General features: G+C 70.2%; 17 protein-coding genes. 15 read left to right on the top strand and 2 right to left on the bottom strand.

The features are described from left to right. Window positions 1–109 precede the first annotated feature (109 nt). Window positions 110–1,405 (bottom strand): bifunctional class I SAM-dependent methyltransferase/N-acetyltransferase, encoded by a 1,296-nt coding sequence (locus LRD69_RS30095; protein WP_277330005.1) that lies wholly within the window; start codon window positions 1,403–1,405, stop codon window positions 110–112. A 239-nt stretch (window positions 1,406–1,644) separates the two neighbouring features. Further along, complete coding sequence (locus tag LRD69_RS30090; protein WP_277330004.1) at window positions 1,645–2,586, bottom strand: cation diffusion facilitator family transporter; 942 nt, start codon at window positions 2,584–2,586, stop codon at window positions 1,645–1,647. 694 nt (window positions 2,587–3,280) lie between these two features. On the opposite strand from LRD69_RS30090, the gene LRD69_RS30085 reads away from it, so the two are divergent. From LRD69_RS30085 to ispG, 15 genes are all read left to right on the top strand, one after another. Continuing rightward, a complete protein-coding gene (locus tag LRD69_RS30085; RefSeq protein WP_277330170.1) occupies window positions 3,281–5,119 on the top strand; it encodes a DUF5941 domain-containing protein in 1,839 nt (612 codons plus the stop codon). Next, a complete protein-coding gene (locus LRD69_RS30080) occupies window positions 5,116–5,853 on the top strand; it encodes a phosphocholine cytidylyltransferase family protein (RefSeq protein ID WP_277330003.1) in 738 nt (245 codons plus the stop codon). The genes LRD69_RS30085 and LRD69_RS30080 overlap by 4 nt, the downstream gene beginning before the upstream one ends. Next, entirely contained in the window at window positions 5,841–6,902 is a 1,062-nt protein-coding gene (locus LRD69_RS30075) for an iron-containing alcohol dehydrogenase family protein (RefSeq protein ID WP_277330002.1), read from the top strand. The genes LRD69_RS30080 and LRD69_RS30075 overlap by 13 nt, the downstream gene beginning before the upstream one ends. After that, window positions 6,880–7,659: a CDP-alcohol phosphatidyltransferase family protein gene (locus LRD69_RS30070; RefSeq protein WP_277330001.1), complete on the top strand. Its 780-nt coding sequence runs from the start codon at window positions 6,880–6,882 to the stop codon at window positions 7,657–7,659. The genes LRD69_RS30075 and LRD69_RS30070 overlap by 23 nt, the downstream gene beginning before the upstream one ends. Next, window positions 7,656–8,540, top strand: a complete 885-nt coding sequence (locus LRD69_RS30065) for a glycosyltransferase (protein ID WP_277330000.1) — start codon at window positions 7,656–7,658, stop codon at window positions 8,538–8,540. Before LRD69_RS30070 ends, LRD69_RS30065 begins: the two co-directional genes overlap by 4 nt. 104 nt (window positions 8,541–8,644) lie before the next feature. Next, window positions 8,645–9,574 carry an ABC transporter permease gene (locus tag LRD69_RS30060; protein WP_277329999.1) on the top strand — a complete coding sequence of 310 codons (930 nt, stop codon included), beginning with the start codon at window positions 8,645–8,647 and terminating at the stop codon, window positions 9,572–9,574. Next, complete coding sequence (locus LRD69_RS30055) at window positions 9,567–10,352, top strand: ABC transporter ATP-binding protein (protein WP_277329998.1); 786 nt, start codon at window positions 9,567–9,569, stop codon at window positions 10,350–10,352. The genes LRD69_RS30060 and LRD69_RS30055 overlap by 8 nt, the downstream gene beginning before the upstream one ends. Before the next feature lie 435 nt (window positions 10,353–10,787). Beyond that, window positions 10,788–11,708: a squalene synthase HpnC gene (gene hpnC, locus LRD69_RS30050; RefSeq protein WP_277329997.1), complete on the top strand. Its 921-nt coding sequence runs from the start codon at window positions 10,788–10,790 to the stop codon at window positions 11,706–11,708. Between the two features lie 29 nt (window positions 11,709–11,737). Next, a complete protein-coding gene (gene hpnD, locus LRD69_RS30045; protein ID WP_277329996.1) occupies window positions 11,738–12,658 on the top strand; it encodes a presqualene diphosphate synthase HpnD in 921 nt (306 codons plus the stop codon). A gap of 154 nt (window positions 12,659–12,812) precedes the next feature. After that, window positions 12,813–14,201 (top strand): hydroxysqualene dehydroxylase HpnE, encoded by a 1,389-nt coding sequence (gene hpnE / locus LRD69_RS30040; RefSeq protein ID WP_277329995.1) that lies wholly within the window; start codon window positions 12,813–12,815, stop codon window positions 14,199–14,201. Then, a complete protein-coding gene (locus LRD69_RS30035; RefSeq protein ID WP_277329994.1) occupies window positions 14,198–15,301 on the top strand; it encodes a polyprenyl synthetase family protein in 1,104 nt (367 codons plus the stop codon). The genes hpnE and LRD69_RS30035 overlap by 4 nt, the downstream gene beginning before the upstream one ends. 104 nt (window positions 15,302–15,405) lie before the next feature. Beyond that, complete coding sequence (shc, locus tag LRD69_RS30030; protein WP_277329993.1) at window positions 15,406–17,406, top strand: squalene--hopene cyclase; 2,001 nt, start codon at window positions 15,406–15,408, stop codon at window positions 17,404–17,406. Beyond that, a complete protein-coding gene (locus LRD69_RS30025; RefSeq protein WP_277329992.1) occupies window positions 17,406–18,065 on the top strand; it encodes a 1-hydroxy-2-methyl-2-butenyl 4-diphosphate reductase in 660 nt (219 codons plus the stop codon). Before shc ends, LRD69_RS30025 begins: the two co-directional genes overlap by 1 nt. A 5-nt stretch (window positions 18,066–18,070) precedes the next feature. Further along, entirely contained in the window at window positions 18,071–19,090 is a 1,020-nt protein-coding gene (gene hpnH, locus LRD69_RS30020) for an adenosyl-hopene transferase HpnH (RefSeq protein WP_277329991.1), read from the top strand. A gap of 4 nt (window positions 19,091–19,094) precedes the next feature. Continuing rightward, a complete protein-coding gene (gene ispG / locus LRD69_RS30015) occupies window positions 19,095–20,261 on the top strand; it encodes a flavodoxin-dependent (E)-4-hydroxy-3-methylbut-2-enyl-diphosphate synthase (protein ID WP_277329990.1) in 1,167 nt (388 codons plus the stop codon). The last annotated feature ends 10 nt before the right edge of the window (window positions 20,262–20,271 follow it).

Raw genomic sequence — 20,271 nt, 5'->3', positions numbered from 1 at the left:
CCCTCGAGTCTGCTCAAGTCTGCCGTACAAAAGCGGCTTGTCCGTACTTAGGGTCCTGGCATGTCCGGTCCCACCGCACTGCACGGATGCGGGGGGACCGGACCACACTTCAGACGCCGAATGCCGCCGGATACTGGATCGTGCCCTGCGGCACCGGCGCGGAATCGTCGAGAACGAGAGCCATCATCGCGTCGTCCGGTACCTCGAAGCCCGGCCGGATCCCGAACCGGGACGCCGGCACGAATCCGAACCTCGGGTAGTACCCGGGATGCCCGAGCACCAGCACGAGCCGTTCACCCCGCAGCCGGGCCGCGTCCAGCACCGCCCGTACCACCGCCTGGCCGGCGCCCTCGCGCTGCCGGTCGGGGACGGTCGCCACGGGTGCCAGTGCCAGCGCCGGCGTGTCGCCGACCCGGCACCGGGTCAGCAGCGCGTACGCGGCGATGCCACCGTCGGGTCCGTCCTGCGCCACGTACGACAGGCCGGGCAGCCAGGCCCGGGGATCGGCCCGCAGCGCGTCGACGAGACGGGCCTCGTCGGGTGTCGGGAACGCGGCGGCGTTGACCGCGTGCACGGTCCCGGTGTCCGCCGCCGTCTCCGGCCGGGTGGTCCAGCGGGGGTCGGCGGGGCGCAGGGCGTACGCGGCGTAGCCGTACTCACCGCCGTGGTCGCGGCGCATGGCCAGTTCCGCACGCGTGGACGCGAGCGCCCACGCCATACCGGGCGCCGACGGATCCGCGGCCTCGGCATGCCGGGCGAGCGGAACGTAGTACTCGTCCCAGTCGCTCTCCGGCTGCACCCGCACCCCGAGGACGTGATATCCGGCCGCGACGGCCGCAGCCGTCTGCCCGGCCACCGGGAGCATCGGGCCGTCCTGGTCCCAGAAGGCGCGCGCCTCGTCCGACGGCTCGTCCGTCGTCCAGACGCACTGGCTGACGACCAGGGAGCCGCCCGGGGCGAGCAGCCGCTTCCAGTCCCGCAGCGCGGTGTCGAAACCGATGATGTACGCGGACCCCTCGGCCCAGACCAGATCGAACGACCCGTCCGGGAGGTCCGGTGTGCCGGGTCCGCGGAGTCGGCCCATATCGGCCCGGACGGTACGGATCCGGTCGCCCAGCCCGCGTACCTCCGCGGCCGTGCGCAGCTCGTCGAGGAACGGCTGGTGGGTGTCGACGGCGGTCACCTCGGCGCCCGCCTCGGCGGCGAGCAGCAGCGCGGACCTGCCGGGGCCGCAGCCCAGGTCGAGGACGCGCGGGCGGTGCGGCAGCGGGCCGGTGAGGGCGAGCAGCCGCCGGGTGGTCGCGTCGGAGCCGGGGCTCTGCCGGGGCAGGCCGTGGTGCAGGGAGAAGAACGCCTCGTGACGCGCGGCGTGATCGTCACGGACGGTGTGAGCGTTGTCGGTCAACGTGGGAAACCCTTGAGTGAGAGGGTTCCGGCCGAACGCGGCGGCCCGGTGTGAGCCGGGGTGCCGATTCTCTCGGTGCGAGCCGGGGTGTCAGCCGGGAACCCGGGAGGTGAAGAAGGACCGGACACTGCGCCGGGCGGGCGCCGTCGCGACGGTCATCAACCTCAGCTCCTCTCGCGGACACGGGCGAGGCTCACACACCTCTGCTGGGACCCTACACCCGCGCGCCGAGGGGTAGTTCAGTGACAGAGCCTGGCCTCGTGCTCCGCATGACCGATCGGTTCGAGCTGGAACGTGCAGTGCTCGACATCGAAATGAACACCGAGACAGCCCTGCAGCTCATGCAGCAACTTCTCGTGCCCCACCGAGTCGAGCAGCTCCTGGTGCACCACCACATGGGCGGAGAGCACCGGCATACCCGACGTGATGGTCCACACGTGCAGGTCGTGGACGTCCAGCACCCCGGGCAGCGCCGTCATGTGGGCCCGCACCTCTGCCATGTCGACGCCCTTGGGGGCCGACTCCAGCAGCACCGTGAGCGTCTCCCGGAGCAGCTTCACCGTGCGGGGGACGATCATCAGGCCGATCAGCAGCGAGGCGATCGGGTCGGCGGCCTGCCAGCCGGTGGCCAGGATGACGCCCGCCGAGACGATCACGGCCACCGAGCCGAGCGCGTCCGCCAGCACCTCCAGATAGGCGCCGCGCACATTGAGACTGTCCCTCTGCCCGCGCATCAGCAGCGACAGCGAGATCACGTTGGCGACGAGGCCGACCAGGGCGAAGACGATCGTCAGGCCGCCCCGGGTCTCGGCCGGTGTGATGAAGCGCTCGATCGCCTCGAAGAGCAGATAGCCGCCCACCCCGAGCAGCAGGAGGCAGTTGGCCAGGGCGGCGAGGATCTCGGCGCGGGCATAGCCGAAGGTGAGGTTGAGCCCGGCCGGCTTGTTGGCGAAGTGGATCGCCAGCAGGGCCATGCTGAGCCCGAGCGCGTCGGTCGCCATATGGGCGGCGTCGGCGATCAGCGCGAGTGAACCCGAGAGCAGACCGCCGATGATCTCCAGGACCATCACGGTGAGCGTGATGCAGAGCGCGACCCGCAGCCGGCCCCGGTACGCGGCGGCCGCGGTGCCGGTCGGCGGGGGCCCACCGTGCGTGTGCCCGTGATCGTGCCCAGCCCCCATGGGACGCCTCCGGTCGTCTTGCGGACCCGGGCCCGTATCGGCCCGGGAAAGCCAGTCAACTACGGGCGGGGGGTATCCGGCAACACAGCACTGAACACCGTTGCCAACTGCTCTGACCTGGGGAAATGGTCGCAGGTCAGAGGGGTGGGGTGATCATGTGTCGACGCGGCCGAGCGTTTCGGGGCGGCGTGGGTGTCCGCCCGTCCCGGGCCGGCCGGCATCCTTCCCTCCCGCTGCGAGATGCACCACACCCGTCCCCGCGCGTCCGGCCGCCACCGGCACGGGCGCGCCTCGGAGGACCGCCGGTCCGGCGCCGGCCGGCACACCGGTCGTGAGGTCGTCGGGGGTGGTCATCGCCCCCGCGGGCACCCGCCGAGGTGCGTATCACATCCGCCCCGGTTCGTCCTGATCTGCCCGTGAAGGGGAAGGTCATACCCCTCGGCCCAGGTCTATACCACTGCGGTCCGTGATCCGGGGCCGGGACCATGGCCCCCGCGGTTTGTGGGCCGAGCCGGGCATCGACGATGATGATCGCGGCCGGCACCGCATGGTGCCGGTCCACCCCGAACGGAGCACAAACGGGCGATGAATTCCCGCTTCCGTTCATCCGATAGCCTCTGCCGACGTGCCGCCGGCCCGCATCAGGGCCGTGCTGTCGCGCGCCGACCCTGTCAGCACCAAGGAGTGAGTTCGTCTGTCGACCGCCATCCTCACCGGTGCGCCGGTACCCGGATCGCCGCTCGCGGACGATCTGAGGTCGCTGGGCTTCCACGTACAGGCCGCCGCTGATGTCACCGAAGCCGCGGAGCTGCTCTCCGCGGCTCCCGCCGACGTCCGCGTCGCCCTCGTCGACCCCCGCTTCGTCGGGCACGTCCACGCCCTCCGGCTCGGACTGACCGACCCCCGATTCCCGGCCGCCACCGTCCCCGGTGCGCTCACCGTGCAGCCGGAGACGCGCCCTGCGCTCGTCCGGGCCCTGCGCAGCACCACTGCGGCGGTCGGCGCCGGCATCCCGGTGGGACCGGTCGGCCACGTGGACACCGCGCCCGTCGCCGACCGCACCGTGCCCGGCCGCCTCGCCGTCGCGCTGGAGGCCGACGGCACGGCAGTGCAGCGCCCCGAGCTCGGCTCGCTCGTCGCCGCCGTCCCCGCCGACCAGGCCGCCCGCGCCACCGCGGAGTCCGCCGTGGCAGCGGTCGACGACGAGGCGGTGCGGCTGCGGAGCGCGGTGAAGGCCCGCGACGGCTTCTTCACCACGTACTTCATCAGCCCGTACTCGCGGTACCTCGCGCGCTGGTGCGCACGCCGCGGCCTCACTCCGAACCAGGTCACCACCGCCTCCCTGCTCACCGCGCTGATCGCGGCGGGCTGCGCGGCCACCGGCACCCGCGGCGGTTATGTCGCCGCGGGGCTGCTGCTGCTCCTCTCGTTCGTCCTGGACTGCACCGACGGGCAGCTCGCCCGCTACTCGCTGCAGTACTCGACGATGGGCGCCTGGCTGGACGCCACGTTCGACCGGGCCAAGGAGTACGCGTACTACGCGGGCCTCGCCCTCGGCGCCGCCCGCAACGGCGACGACGTATGGGCGCTCGCGCTCGGTGCGATGGTCCTGCAGACCTGCCGCCACGTCGTCGACTTCGCGTTCAACGAGGCCAACCACGACGCGGTCGCCAATTCGAGCCCGACGGCTGCCCTCTCCGACAAGCTCGACAGCGTCGGCTGGACGGTCTGGCTGCGCCGGATGATCGTGCTGCCGATCGGCGAACGGTGGGCGATGATCGCGGTGCTGACCGCGGTGACCACCCCGCGGATCGTTTTCTACGCCCTGCTGATCGGCTGCGCCGTCGCCGCCTGCTACACCACCGCCGGCCGCCTCCTGCGCTCGCTGACCCGCAAGGCACAGCGCACCGACCGCGCCGCCCAGGCGCTCGCCGACCTCGCCGACTCCGGCCCCCTCGCGCAGTTCGTGGCGGCGCGGGGGCCCCGTATCGGGGGCGGCTGGGCCGCACCGGTGGCAGCCCTCGTCGGCACGGTCGCCCTGATCGCCGCGGCCGTGGCGCAGCCGTTCGGCAGCCGGCAGATGGTCGTCGCCGCGGTCTTCTACGCGGTCTGCTCGGGCGTCGCCGTGGCCCGCCCCCTCAAGGGCGCACTCGACTGGCTCGTACCCCCGATATTCCGGGCGGCGGAGTACGGCACGATCCTTGCTCTGGCCGCCCGCAGTGAGGTCGACCACGCCCTTCCCGCGGCTTTCGGGCTGATTTCGGCCATCGCCTACCATCACTACGACACGGTGTACCGCATTCGCGGGGGCACCGGCGCGCCGCCCCGGTGGCTGGTGCGGGCGATCGGTGGGCACGACGGCCGGACCCTGGTGGTGGCCGTACTCGCCGCCGTACTCACTCGGCATTCCGGCTTCACCGTGACCCTCACCGCTCTCGCGGTGGTCGTGGCACTGGTGGTGCTCGTCGAGTCCATCCGCTTCTGGGTGTCCTCCGGAGCACCTGCCGTTCACGACGAAGGAGAACCCGCATGATCGGCCTCGTACTCGCCGCCGGTGCCGGACGGCGTCTGCGCCCCTACACCGACACGCTTCCGAAGGCCCTCGTGCCGGTCGACGGCGACAGGACCGTGCTCGACCTGACGCTTGCCAACTTCGCGGAGATCGGCCTCACCGAGGTCGCGATCGTCGTCGGCTACCGCAAGGAGGCCGTCTACGAGCGCAAGGCCGCGCTCGAGGCGAAGTACGGACTGACGCTCACCCTCGTCGACAACGACAAGGCCGAGGAGTGGAACAACGCCTACTCCCTGTGGTGCGCGCGTGAGGTGCTGCGCCGCGGTGTGATCCTCGCCAACGGCGACACCGTGCACCCGGTCTCCGTCGAGAAGACCCTCCTCGCCGCCCGCGGCAACGGTCAGAAGATCATCCTCGCCCTCGACACGGTGAAGAACCTGGCCGACGAGGAGATGAAGGTCATCACCGACGGTGACAAGGGCGTGCAGCGGATCACCAAGCTGATGGACCCGGCCACCGCGACCGGCGAGTACATCGGCGTCACCCTGATCGAGCCCGAGGCCGCCGAGGCTCTCGCCGACGCCCTGAAGACGACGTTCGAGCGCGACCCCGACCTCTACTACGAGGACGGCTACCAGGAGCTCGTGAACCGCGGCTTCACCGTCGACGTGGCTCCCATCGGCGATGTGACGTGGGTCGAGATCGACAACCACGACGACCTCGCGAAGGGGCGTGAGATCGCGTGCCAGTACTGAGCAGGCTCATCCCTTCCCCGGTCGTCGTCGACATCCGCCGCGGCGCCCTGGACGACCTCGGCGGTCTCCTCGCCGACCAGCGGATCTCCGCATCCGGCAAGCTCGCCATCGCGATCAGCGACGGCTCGGGCCGGGCGCTGCGCGAGCGGCTCGCACCGGTGCTGCCCGGCGCCGACTGGTACTCCGTGACCGACGGCACCATCGATTCGGCGGTCAGGCTCGCGGACGCGATCAAGGGCAGCCGGTACGACGCCGTCGTCGGTCTCGGCGGCGGCAAGATCATCGACGTGACGAAGTACGCCGCGGCGCGCGTCGGCCTGCCGATGGTCGCGGTCGCGACGAACCTCGCGCACGACGGGCTCTGCTCGCCCGTCGCGACACTGGACAACGACAACGGCCGGGGCTCGTACGGAGTCCCCACGCCGATCGCCGTCGTCATCGACCTCGACATCGTCCGCCAGGCGCCCGCCCGCTATGTGCGCTCCGGTATCGGCGACGCGGTTTCCAACATCTCCTGCGTGGCCGACTGGGAGCTGGCCCACCGGGTCAACGGCGAGGACATCGACGGACTCGCAGCCGCCATGGCGCGGCAGGCCGGTGAGGCCGTGCTGCGCCACCCCGGCGGCGTCGGCGACGACGGCTTCCTGAAGGTGCTCGCCGAGGGTCTGGTACTGACCGGCATCTCCATGTCGGTCGCGGGGGACTCACGGCCGGCCTCCGGGGCCTGCCACGAGATCAACCACGCGTTCGACCTGCTCTACCCCAAGCGCGCGGCCAGCCACGGCGAGCAGGTCGGCCTCGGCGCGTGCTTCGCCATGCACCTGCGGGGCGCGAAGGACGAGGCGCTGCTCATGGCGGCCGCCCTGCGCCGCCATGAGCTGCCGGTCCTGCCCGAGGAGATCGGCTTCACCGCGGACGAGTTCGTCCGGGCCGTCGACTATGCGCCGCAGACGCGCCCCGGGCGCTTCACGATCCTGGAACACCTCAACCTGTCCACCGACCAGATCAGGGACGCGTACGCCGACTATGCCAAGACCATCAGTAGCTGAACTCCGTCCGGTCGTTCACCCGGAGGGCGTGAAGGACCGGCGGAGCGGTGAGCACTGGGCCGGGCGCATGTACATGCGGGAGATCTCGCTGCACATAGACCCGTACCTGGTGAACACCAAGATCACGCCGAACCAACTGACCTACCTGATGACGGTCTGCGGTGTCCTCGCCGCCCCGGCGCTGCTGGTGCCCGGGATCGTGGGCGCCGTCCTCGGGGTGGTGATGGTCCAGCTCTATCTGCTGCTCGACTGCGTCGACGGCGAGATCGCCCGCTGGAGGAAGCAGTTCTCGCTCGGCGGCGTCTACCTGGACCGTGTCGGCGCCTACCTGTGCGACGCCGCGGTGCTGGTCGGCTTCGGTCTGCGTGCGGCCGATCTGTGGGGCTCCGGGCGGATCGACTGGCTGTGGGCCTTCCTCGGCACCCTCGCGGCGCTGGGCGCCGTCCTGATCAAGGCCGAGACCGACCTCGTCGGCGTGGCCCGCCACCAGGCCGGACTGCCGCCGGTCAAGGAGGCGGCGTCGGAGCCGCGTTCGTCCGGTCTGGCGCTGGCCCGCAAGGCCGCCGGGGCGCTGAAGTTCCACCGCCTGGTGCTCGGGATCGAGGCATCGCTGCTGATCCTGGTCCTGGCCATCCTGGACGCGGTCAGGGACGACCTGTTCTTCTCCCGGCTCGGCGTCGCCGTGCTGGCCGGCATCGCCCTCCTTCAGACACTGCTGCACCTGGTCTCGGTCCTGGCATCGAGCAGGCTGAAGTGAGCACGCCCATGAAGCTGGGCGCGGTCATCATCACGATGGGCAACCGTCCTGACGAGCTGCGCGCCCTCCTCGATTCGGTCGCCAAGCAGGACGGCGACCGGATCGAGGCGGTCGTCGTCGGCAACGGCGCCCCCGTCCCGGACCTTCCCGCGGGCGTCCGGACGGTCGAGCTCCCCGAGAACCTGGGCATCCCCGGTGGCCGCAACGTCGGTATCGAGGCCTTCGGCCCGTCCGGCGCCGATGTCGACGCCCTGCTCTTCCTGGACGACGACGGACTGCTGCCGCTGACCGACACGGCCGAGCTGTGCCGGGAGGCGTTCGAGCGGGACCCGAAGCTGGGGATCATCAGTTTCCGGATCGCCGATCCGGACACCGGGGTCACCCAGCGCCGCCACGTCCCGCGGCTGCGCGCCGCCGACCCGATGCGCTCGTCGCGGGTGACCACCTTCCTCGGCGGCGCGAATGCCGTCCGTACCCGTGTCCTCGCCGAGGTCGGCGGTCTGCCGGGCGACTTCTTCTACGCGCACGAGGAGACCGATCTCGCCTGGCGGGCACTGGACGCCGGCTGGATGATCGACTATCGCGCCGACATGGTGCTCCACCATCCGACCACCGCCCCCTCGCGGCACGCGGTCTACCACCGCATGGTGGCCCGCAACCGGGTCTGGCTGGCGCGCCGCAATCTGCCCGCGCTGCTCGTCCCCGTCTACCTCGGTGTCTGGCTGCTGCTGACCGTGGCCCGCAAGCCCTCGGGTCCGGCGCTCAAGGCATGGTTCGGTGGCTTCCGGGAAGGCTGGGCGAAGCCCTGCGGACCGCGCCGTCCGATGAAGTGGCGTACGGTATGGCGGCTGACCAGACTCGGCCGACCTCCCGTGATCTGAGAAGCTCTCCTCTGAGAGCATGAGACGTATTTTTCCTACGGGACCTGTCCGCCTGAACCGCGCACGCGACTGGCAGCGCATCCTGAATACGAGAGTTTCATCTGGTGAGTGACACAACCCATGATGGTGCGGTCGCGTTGAGCACCCCGCCATCCGCCGACGCCGGCCTGAGCGCCGCCGAGCTGGCGGCCAAGTACGGCCTGACGGTGAGCGGCGCCCGGCCCGGGCTGTTCGAGTACGTGCGCCAGCTCTGGGGCCGCCGCCACTTCATCACGGCGTTCTCCCGGGCCAAGCTGACCGCCCAGTACAGCCAGGCCAAGCTCGGCCAGCTGTGGCAGGTGGCTACGCCGCTGCTCAATGCGCTCGTCTACTACTTGATCTTCGGGCTGATCCTCGGCACCAGCAGGGGGATGAGCAAGGAGGTCTTCATCCCGTTCCTGGTGACCGGTGTCTTCGTCTTCACCTTCACGCAGAGCTCGGTGATGGCGGGCGTGCGGGCGATCTCCGGCAACCTCGGCCTGGTGCGCGCACTCCACTTCCCACGTGCCTCGCTGCCCGTCTCGTTCTCGCTGCAGCAGCTCCAGCAGCTGCTGTACTCGATGATCGTGCTGGTGATCGTGGTCGTCGGCTTCGGCAGCTACCCGTCGCTGTCCTGGCTGCTGATAGTGCCCGCGCTGATCATGCAGTTCGTCTTCAACACCGGTCTCGCCCTGATCATGGCCAGGCTCGGCAGCAAGACCCCGGACCTGGCCCAGCTGATGCCGTTCGTCATGCGCACCTGGATGTACGCATCCGGTGTCATGTTCTCCATCACGGTGATGCTCGAGGACCAGCCGGACTGGGTCGGCAGGGTGCTGCAGTACAACCCGGCGGCCATCTACATGGACCTGATCCGCTACGCGCTGATCGACGGCTACGGCTCCGAGAACCTGCCGCCGCACGTGTGGATCGTCGGGCTCGCCTGGGCGGCCTTCATCGGCGTCGCGGGCTTTGTGTACTTCTGGAAGGCAGAGGAACGGTACGGCCGTGGCTGAGGACAACACTTCGGGGCGTGTCCCCACCGTCATCGCCGACGATGTGCACATCGTGTACCGGGTCAACGGCGCCGGCGGAGGCAAGGGCAGCGCCACCGCCGCGCTGAGCCGGATACTGCGCCGCGGCAAGGGCGAGGCGCGCGGAGTCCGGAAGGTCCACGCGGTACGCGGTGTCACCTTCACCGCCTACCGGGGCGAGGCCATCGGCCTCATCGGAACCAACGGCTCCGGCAAGTCGACCCTGCTGCGGGCCATCGCCGGTCTGCTGCCGACCGAGCACGGCAAGGTGTACACCGACGGCCAGCCGTCGCTGCTCGGGGTGAACGCGGCGCTGATGAGTGACCTGACCGGCGAGCGGAACGTCATCCTCGGCGGGCTCGCGATGGGCATGACGCGCGAGGAGATCCGCGAGCGCTACCAGGGGATCGTCGACTTCTCGGGCATCAACGAGAAGGGCGACTTCATCACCCTGCCGATGCGGACGTACTCCTCCGGCATGGCCGCACGGCTGCGTTTCTCCATCGCCGCCGCCAAGAACCACGACGTCCTCATGATCGACGAGGCGCTGGCCACGGGTGACCGCAAGTTCCAGATCCGTTCCGAGGAGCGCATCCGCGAGCTGCGCAAGGAGGCCGGCACGGTCTTCCTGGTCAGCCACAGCAACAAGTCCATCAGGGACACCTGCGACCGGGTGTTGTGGCTGGAAAAGGGCGAGCTGCTGATGGACGGCCCGACCGACGAGGTGCTCAAGGCGTACGAGCGGGAGACCGGGAAGTAGCCCCCGCACCGATGCCCGACCTGGCAGCGGCCTCCGCCGGAGCACTCCGGCGGAGGCCGCTGCCGTGTCCGGAGCATGCGCGCCGAGCGTGTGCGCGCCACATCCCGGGAAGGATCTCCTCCCGCCGGATGACGTCAATCTCCTTGCACACGGGGAAGGTTGGCGCAGAATGCGACGTTGTAGTCGTACGCGCCACACCCGGGCGTATGACTGGGCGTTGTACAACGTAAGCTGTACCGGTGCTGATTCGTGGCAAGTGGGGCCATACCGCCTGGGTGTACCGCCCATAAGCGGTCCTCCGCACTGGGAAGAGCGGGCGGCGTGTCCGGAATGGGATGTTTTGGGTCAGCAGTGTAGAACGGGAGATGTGACGGCAATGACGGAAAATCTCCAGCTCCGAGGTGTATATGCCGTCCCCGCACCGGGCGGTCCGAGGTGACGCGAACCCGGCAGGCGCGCCAGGACGCCACCGTACCCGCCACGCTCGACAAGGCCGCGGACGAGAACTTCCCCGTGGCCCCGTTCTTCCTGCCGCGCGCCTGGCGTGACGATCTGATGGCCGTGTACGGCTACGCACGCCTCGTCGACGACATCGGCGACGGCGATCTCGCCCCCGGCGGAGCGGACGCACGCCACCTCGGACTGGACCCGGCGCAGACCGACGACCGGCTTGCGATGCTCGACGCCTTCGAGGCCGATCTGCACCGCGTCTTCGATCCCGCGGGCGACGGCCCGCACCATCCGCTGCTGCGTGCGCTGCGCCCCACCGTGCGGCGCTGCTCGCTCGACCCCGAGCCGTTCCTCGGGCTCATCGAGGCCAACCGGCAGGACCAGAAGGTCCGGCGGTACGGGACGTACGAGGAACTGCTCGCCTACTGCGAGCTCTCCGCCAACCCCGTCGGCCGGCTGGTCCTCCAGATCACCGGTACCGCGAGCCCCGAGCGGATCCGCCGCTCCGACGCCGTGTGCACCGCGCTGCAGATCGTCGAGCACCTTCAGGACGTCACCGAGGACCTCGGCCGCGACCGGATCTATCTGCCGGCGGACGACATGGCCCGGTTCCATGTCACCGAAGCCGACCTCGCAACCCCCTCGGGGGGCGCATCGGTGCGCGCGCTGGTTGCATACGAAGCAGAACGCGCCCGAAGCCTGCTGAATGAAGGTACCCCTCTGGTGGGTAGCGTCCACGGCAGGCTCAAGCTGCTTCTCGCCGGATTTGTGGGAGGGGGGCGTGCCGCCCTCACCGCGATCGCGGCCGCCGGGTTCGACGTACTGCCCGGACCGCCCAAGTCCACCAGGCCCAGCTTGCTGCGCGAGGTGGGAGTTGTCTTGCGAAGAGCGCGTAGAGAGGGGTGAGCCGGACCGTGGAGGGACAGACGACATATATGTCGGCGCAAGTACAGGCCGCATACAGTTACTGCGAGGCCGTCACCGGACAGCAGGCGCGTAACTTCGCGTACGGAATCAGGCTGCTGCCCGCCGAGAAGCGGCAGGCCATGTCGGCGCTGTACGCCTTCTCCCGCCGGGTCGACGACATCGGCGACGGGGAGCTGGACGCGCAGACCAAGCGGATCCGGCTGGAGAGCACCCGCACGCTGCTGGACCGGATCCGGAACGGCGCCGTCGACGAGGACGACACCGATCCGGTGGCCGTCGCGCTCGCCGACGCCGCACGCCGGTTCCCGCTCCCGCTCGGCGGCCTCGACGAGCTGATCGACGGTGTGCTGATGGACGTGCGCGGCGCCACGTACGAGACATGGGACGACCTCAAGGTCTACTGCCGGTGTGTCGCCGGTGCCATCGGCCGGCTCAGCCTGGGCGTTTTCGGTACGGAACCGGGCGCGCCCGGCGCCGACCGTGCCCCGGAGTACGCCGACACGCTCGGCCTCGCCCTGCAGCTGACCAACATCCTGCGTGACGTCCGCGAGGACGCCGCCAACGGGCGTACCTATCTGCCCGCCGACGACCTTGCCAAGTTCGGCTGCTCCGCAGGCTTCCACCGGGCCACCCCGCCGCCCGGCTCGGACTTCGCCGGCCTGGTCCACTTCGAGGTGCGGCGGGCCCGCACCCTGTTCGCCGAGGGCTACCGGCTGCTGCCGATGCTGGACCGCCGCAGCGGCGCCTGTGTGGCCGCCATGGCCGGCATCTACCGCCGGCTGCTCGACCGGATCGAGCGCGACCCCGAGGCGGTGCTGCGCGGCCGGGTCTCGCTGCCGGGCCACGAGAAGGCCTACGTCGCGGTGCGTGGTCTGTCGGGTCTGGACGCGCGGTACATTTCGCGCCGGACGGCCCGGGGGCGTGTCTGATGCGTCCTGCAGATGTCCTGGGCACCATGCCGGCCACCGGCCGTCGGTCCACGCCGTGGGCAACCCTTCCGTGGTCCACCGCGTCCCTCACTGAGGCGACGAGCCCGGCCGTTACGGCCCAGGCGGCCGTAACGACCCGGGGGGAGGGGGACGCATGACCGACGGGGCCCTGCGTTCCTCCCGCGCGGTCGTGATCGGCGGCGGACTCGCCGGCATCACCGCGGCCCTCCGTCTCGCCGACGCCGGGCTTGACGTGACCCTGCTCGAAGGGCGGCCCCGGCTCGGCGGACTCGCCTTCTCCTTCCGGCGCGGCGAGCTGACGGTCGACAACGGCCAGCACGTCTATCTGCGCTGCTGCACCGCCTACCGCGGGTTCCTCGACCGGGTCGGTGGCGCCCGCCTGGCACCCCTGCAAAACCGTTTGGACGTGCCCGTTCTCGATGTCGGACGTCCCTCGGGGCCCCGGCTCGGACGGCTGCGCCGGAACGCACTCCCGGTTCCGTTCCATCTTGCCGCCGGACTCGCCGCCTATCCGCATCTCTCGCTCGCCGAGCGGGCGGGTGTCGGGCGCGCCGCACTCGCGCTCGGCCGTCTCGACCCGGACGACCCGGCGCTCGACACCATCGACTTCGGCAGCTGGCTGACCCGTCACGGCCAGTCCCCGCGCACCATCGAGGCGCTCTGGGACCTCGTCGGCGTCGCCACACTCAACGCCACCGCCCCGAACTCCTCGCTGGCCCTTGCCGCGAAGGTCTTCAAGACCGGGCTCCTCTCCGAGCCCGGCGCCGCCGACATCGGCTGGGCACACGTGCCGCTCGGCGAGGTGCACGACACCCTCGCCCGCAAGGCGCTCGACGCCGCGGGCGTACGGACCGAGCTGCGCACCAAGGCCGATGCCGTCAGCCGAACCGGCGACGGACGCTGGATCGTCGACACGGGGGCCGAACGCATCGAGGCGGACACCGTCGTCCTCGCCGTGCCGCAGCGCGAGACCCACGGCCTGCTGCCCGACGGCGCACTCGACGAGCCGGACCGGCTGCTCGACATCGGTACCTCGCCGATCCTCAATGTGCACGTCGTCTACGACCGCAAGGTGCTGCGCCGCCCGTTCTTCGCCGCGCTCGGCTCGCCGGTCCAGTGGGTCTTCGACCGTACGGACGCCTCCGGACTGACCGGTCCCGGACAGTACCTCGCGCTCTCCCAGTCCGCGGCCGACGACGAGATCGACCTGCCCGTCGCCGAACTGCGCAGCCGCTACCTGCCCGAGCTCGAGCGGCTCCTCCCGGCCGCCCGCGGGGCCGGCATCAGGGACTTCTTCGTCACCCGGGAACGTACGGCGACCTTCGCCCCCGCACCCGGCGTCGGACGGCTGCGTCCCGGAACCCGCACCCGTGCCGCCGGTCTCTATCTGGCCGGAGCATGGACCGCCACCGGCTGGCCCGCGACGATGGAGGGCGCGGTGCGCAGCGGGACCAGTGCCGCGGACGCAGCGCTGCGCGCGCTCGGCCGCATCCACGAACATCCGCTGCAGGAGGCGGCATGAGCAGTACCACCGGAACAAGAGGAGAGTCAGTGACCCCGGCGAATCCGGCTTTCGACACCGTGGTAGACACCGCGGACGTCACCGCGCTTCTGGAGCGCGGACGGGCCCTGTCCGCGCCGGTGCTCCGGGCTGCCGTTGACCGGCTCGCACCGCCCATGGACACCGTCGCCGCCTACCACTTCGGCTGGATCGACGCCCAGGGCCGGCCCGCGGACGGCGACGGCGGCAAGGCCGTCCGTCCGGCGCTCGCCCTGCTGTCCGCGGAGGCGGCCGGAGCTGCCGCCGAGGCCGGCATCCCCGGCGCTGTCGCCGTCGAACTCGTGCACAACTTCTCGTTGCTGCACGACGACCTGATGGACGGCGACGAGCAGCGCCGCCACCGCGACACCGTATGGAAGGTGCACGGCCCCGCCCAGGCGATCCTGGTCGGTGACGCGCTGTTCGCGCTGGCCAACGAGATCCTGCTGGAGCTCGGCACGGCCGAGGCGGGCCGCGCGGCCCGCCGGCTGACCACGGCCACCCGCAAGCTCATCGACGGGCAGGCCCAGGACATCTCCTACGAGCACCGCGAGCGGGTCACCGTCGAGGAGTGCCTGGAGATGGAGGGCAACAAGACGGGCGCCCTGCTCGCATGCGCCGTCTCCATCGGCGCGGTGCTCGGCGGCGCCGACGACCGCACCGCCGACATCCTGGAGGCGTACGGGTACCACCTCGGCCTCGCCTTCCAGGCCGTCGACGATCTGCTCGGCATCTGGGGCGACCCGGAGTCCACCGGCAAGCAGACCTGGAGCGATCTGCGTCAGCGCAAGAAGTCCCTGCCGGTCGTCGCCGCGCTCGCCGCGGGCGGACCGGCCTCTGAACGCCTCGGCGAGCTGCTCGCCGCGGACGCCAAGAGCAGCGAATTCGACAGCTTCTCCGAGGAGGAGTTCGCCGCCCGGGCGGCATTGATCGAGGAGGCGGGCGGCCGCGAGTGGACCGCCCAGGAGGCTCGTCGGCAGCACGCGGTCGCCATCGAGGCGCTGCACGGTGTCGACATGCCGGAATCCGTGCGCGAGCAGCTCACCGCGCTCGCGGACTTCGTCGTCGTACGAAAGAGATGATCACCATCCGCATATGACTCGCAGTCGCCGGCCGGCGCCCGAGCAGGGCGCCGGCCGACGGAGACCCCAGCACAGCAGAGGACCAACTGCACGAAGGGGAAGCCATGACAGCGACGACCGACGGAAGCACCGGGGCTCTGAACCCCCGCGCAGCCTCGGCCAGCGAAACGACCGAATCGACCATCGCCGCGGACGACGTGCTCGCCGCCGCGCGGCGGGCCGCGGAACGCTCGGTGGAGCACCTCCTCGGCAGGCAGGACGACCAGGGCTGGTGGAAGGGTGACCTCGCCACCAACGTCACCATGGACGCAGAGGATCTGCTGCTCCGCCAGTTCCTCGGCATCCAGGACCCGGCCACCGTCGAGGCTGCCGCCCGCTTCATCCGCGGCGAACAACTCGGCGACGGCACCTGGGCCACTTTCTACGGCGGCCCGGGCGAGCTCTCCGCCACCATCGAGGCGTATGTAGCGCTGCGGCTGGCCGGAGACCTGCCGGACGACCCGCACATGGCCCGCGCCGCACGGTGGATCAGGGAAGAGGGCGGCATCGCGAGGAGCCGCGTCTTCACCCGGATCTGGCTGGCCCTCTTCGGCTGGTGGAAGTGGGACGACCTGCCCGAGCTCCCACCGGAGCTGATGTTCTTCCCGAAGTGGGTCCCGCTCAACATCTACGACTTCGGCTGCTGGGCCCGGCAGACGATCGTGCCGCTGACCGTCGTCTCGGCGAAGCGGCCGGTACGGCCCGCACCCTTCGCCCTCGACGAACTGCACACCGACCCGCACGTCCCGAACCCGCCCAAGCGCCCTGCAGCGGTGAACAGTTGGGACGGTGTCTTCCAGCGTCTGGACAAGGCGCTGCACGCCTACCACAAGGTGGCGCCGCGCAGGCTGCGCCGTACCGCCATGAACGCGGCGGCCCGCTGGATCATCGAACGCCAGGAGAACGACGGCTGCTGGGGCGGTATCCAGCCGCCCGCCGTGTACTCCGTCATCGCCCTGCACCTGCTCGGTTACGACCTCGACCACCCGGTGATGCGGGCCGGACTCGCCTCGCTCGACCGGTTCGCGGTGTGGCGCGAGGACGGTGCCCGCATGATCGAGGCCTGCCAGTCACCGGTCTGGGACACCTGCCTGGCCACCGTCGCGCTTGCCGACGCAGGAGTGAGCCCCGACCATCCGGCGCTCGTGAAGGCCGCGGACTGGATGCTCGCCGAGGAGATCGTCAGGCCCGGAGACTGGGCCGTACGCAGGCCCCGACTGGCCCCCGGCGGCTGGGCGTTCGAGTTCCACAACGACAACTACCCGGACATCGACGACACCGCCGAGGTGGTCCTCGCGCTGCGCCGGGTCCGGCACCCCGACCCGGACCGGGTCGAGGCCGCCATCGAGCGCGGGGTGCGCTGGAATCTCGGCATGCAGTCCCGCAACGGTGCCTGGGGCGCGTTCGACGCGGACAACACCAGCCCGTTCCCCAACCGGCTGCCGTTCTGCGACTTCGGTGAGGTCATCGACCCGCCGTCCGCCGATGTCACCGGCCATGTGGTGGAGATGCTCGCGATGGAGGGGCGCGCCCACCACCCCGCCGCCCGGCGCGGCATCGACTGGCTGCTCGCCGAACAGGACGTGTGCGGCGCCTGGTTCGGCCGCTGGGGCGTCAACTATGTATACGGAACAGGGTCGGTGGTGCCCGCTCTGGTCGCCGCGGGGCTGCCCGGGACCCATCCGGCGATCCGCCGGGCGGTCGACTGGCTGGAGTCCGTGCAGAACGACGACGGTGGCTGGGGCGAGGACCTGCGCTCGTACCGGGAGGAGAAGTGGATCGGGCACGGCGCGTCGACCGCGTCCCAGACCGCCTGGGCGCTCCTCGCGCTCCTCGCCGCCGGCCGGCACGACAGCACGGCGGTGACCCGTGGCATCGTCTGGCTGAACGAGGCTCAGCAGGCCGACGGATCCTGGGACGAGCCGTACTTCACCGGCACCGGGTTCCCCTGGGACTTCTCCATCAACTACCACCTCTACCGGCAGGTCTTCCCGCTCACCGCGCTCGGGCGGTACGTGTACGGCGACCCGTTCGCCGACCGCACGGCCACCCGGGAGGGGGCCTGATGGGCGATGTGCCGGGGCCGCACGGCCCCGCCGCGCCGCTGCTCATCGCCTGCGCGCTCGGGATCGAGCAACTCGCCCTGCGCAGCGGCAGGAGAAGGGCGGGCGACGCCCCGGGCCCGGTGACCGTGCTCCGTACGGGCATGGGTCCGAAGGCCGCCGCGACGGCAGTGGAGCGTGCGCTCGGCGAGGACCGGGCGCGCGGTGCGGCGGTCATCGCCTCGGGGTTCTGTGCCGGGCTGGCACCCGGCATGCACCCCGGAGACCTGGTGGTCGCCGACGAGACCCGGGAGTCCGGGGAGTCGACGTCCTGCACCGGCGCGGGTCTGCTGGCCGAGGTCCTCGCCAGGACGGTGCCGGGCCGCACCGTCCACACCGGTCCGCTGATCGGCTCCGCCCATGTCGTACGCGGACATGAGCGGGCTGAGCTGCGGGCCACCGGGGCGATTGCCGTGGACATGGAGTCCGCCGTCACGCTCCGCACCGCCCTGCGGACCGGAACGCGCCCGGTTGCGGCCGTACGGGTGGTCGTGGACGCTCCAGAGCATGAGCTCGTCCGTATCGGCACGGTACGCGGTGGAATATCGGCCTTCCGTGTTCTCCGTGCCGTCCTGCCGGCTTTCTATGAATGGCACCGATCTTTGCTGCTCCCCAGGAGGTGAGCTAGATGGCCATGCCGCTCCGTCAGTCCATCAAGGTTGCGACGTACCTCATTGAACAAAAGCTCCGAAAGCGAGAGAAATTCCCGCTGATTGTGGAGCTGGAGCCGTTGTTCGCCTGCAATCTGGCGTGCGAGGGCTGCGGGAAGATCCAGCATCCGGCCGGAGTCCTCAAGCAGCGCATGCCGGTGGCCCAGGCCGTCGGCGCGGTCCTGGAATCGGGTGCCCCGATGGTTTCCATCGCGGGCGGTGAACCCCTGATGCACCCGCAGATCGACGAAATCGTGCGGCAGCTGGTCGCGCGGAAGAAGTACGTCTTCCTCTGCACGAACGCGATGCTGCTGCGAAAGAAGATCGAGAAATTCACCCCGTCGCCGTTTTTCGCGTTCGCCGTGCACATCGACGGTCTGCGTGAGCGGCACGACGAATCGGTCGCCAAGGAGGGCGTGTTCGACGAGGCGGTGGAGGCGATCAAGGAGGCCAAGCGCCGGGGCTTCCGGGTCACCACGAACTCGACGTTCTTCAACACCGACACCCCGCAGACCGTCATCGAGGTTCTGAACTACCTCAACGACGACCTGAAGGTCGACGAGATGATGATCTCGCCCGCCTACGCGTACGAGAAGGCGCCCGACCAGGAGCACTTCCTCGGCGTCGAGCAGACCCGCGAGCTCTTCAAGAAGTCCTTCGCGGGCGGCAACCGGAACCGCTGGCGGCTGAACCACTCGCCGCTCTTCCTGGATTTCCTCGAGGGCAAGGCGGACTTCCCGTGCACGGCCTGGGCGATCCCGAACTACTCGCTCTTCGGCTGGCAGCGGCCCTGCTACCTGATGAGCGACGGGTACGTCCCGACGTACCGCGAGCTCATCGAGGACACCGACTGGGACAAGTACGGCCGGGGCAAGGACCCGCGCTGCGCCAACTGCATGGCGCACTGCGGCTACGAGCCCACCGCCGTGCTGGCCACGATGGGCTCGCTCAAGGAGTCCCTGCGCGCCATGCGCGAGACCGTCGCCGGGAACGGGTGACGTGATGGCCACTGGAGAGCCGGTCGCACTGGGTCTCCCCGAGCTGCCGGCCCGGCCGCTCGCGGTGCGCCGCCCCTCGCGGCGCATCCAGGTCGGGTCGGTGGCGGTCGGTGGGGATGCACCGGTGTCGGTGCAGTCGATGACCACGACGCGGACGTCGGACATCGGTGCGACGTTGCAGCAGATTGCGGAGCTGACGGCGTCGGGCTGTCAGATCGTGCGGGTGGCGTGTCCGACGCAGGATGATGCGGATGCGTTGGCGACGATTGCGCGGAAGTCGCAGATTCCGGTGATCGCGGATATTCATTTCCAGCCGAAGTATGTGTTCGCGGCGATCGATGCGGGCTGTGCGGCGGTGCGGGTGAATCCGGGGAACATCAAGCAGTTCGACGACAAGGTGAAGGAGATCGCGCGGGCGGCGAGTGATGCGGGGACGCCGATCCGGATCGGTGTGAACGCGGGTTCGCTGGATGCGCGGTTGCTGAAGAAGTACGGGAAGGCGACTCCGGAGGCGTTGGTGGAGTCGGCGTTGTGGGAGGCGTCGCTGTTCGAGGAGCACGGGTTCCGGGACATCAAGATCTCGGTGAAGCACAACGATCCGGTGGTGATGGTCAATGCGTACCGTCTGCTGGCGGCGCAGTGTGATTACCCGTTGCATCTGGGGGTGACGGAGGCGGGGCCTGCGTTCCAGGGGACGATCAAGTCGGCGGTGGCGTTCGGTGCGTTGCTGTCGGAGGGGATCGGGGACACGATCCGGGTGTCGTTGTCGGCGCCGCCGGCCGAGGAGGTCAAGGTCGGTCTGCAGATTCTGGAGTCGTTGAATCTGAAGCAGCGGCGGCTGGAGATCGTGTCGTGTCCGTCGTGCGGTCGGGCGCAGGTGGATGTGTACAAGCTGGCGGATCAGGTGGCCGCGGGTCTTGAGGGCATGGAGGTGCCGTTGCGGGTGGCCGTGATGGGCTGTGTCGTCAATGGTCCGGGTGAGGCCCGTGAGGCGGATCTGGGTGTGGCGTCGGGGAACGGCAAGGGGCAGATCTTCGTCAAGGGCGAGGTCATCAAGACGGTTCCCGAGTCGAAGATCGTCGAGACGCTCATCGAGGAAGCCCTGAAGATCGCCGAGGGCATGGAAGACGCGGGGACACCGTCAGGGGTTCCCGCCGTCACCGTGAGCTGAAACAGGACCG

Source organism: Streptomyces sp. JH14 (assembly GCF_029428675.1).
Lineage (GTDB): Bacteria > Actinomycetota > Actinomycetes > Streptomycetales > Streptomycetaceae > Streptomyces.
The sequence above is the reverse complement of the archived record's forward strand: the minus strand, read 5'-3'. Positions and strand labels throughout refer to the sequence as shown.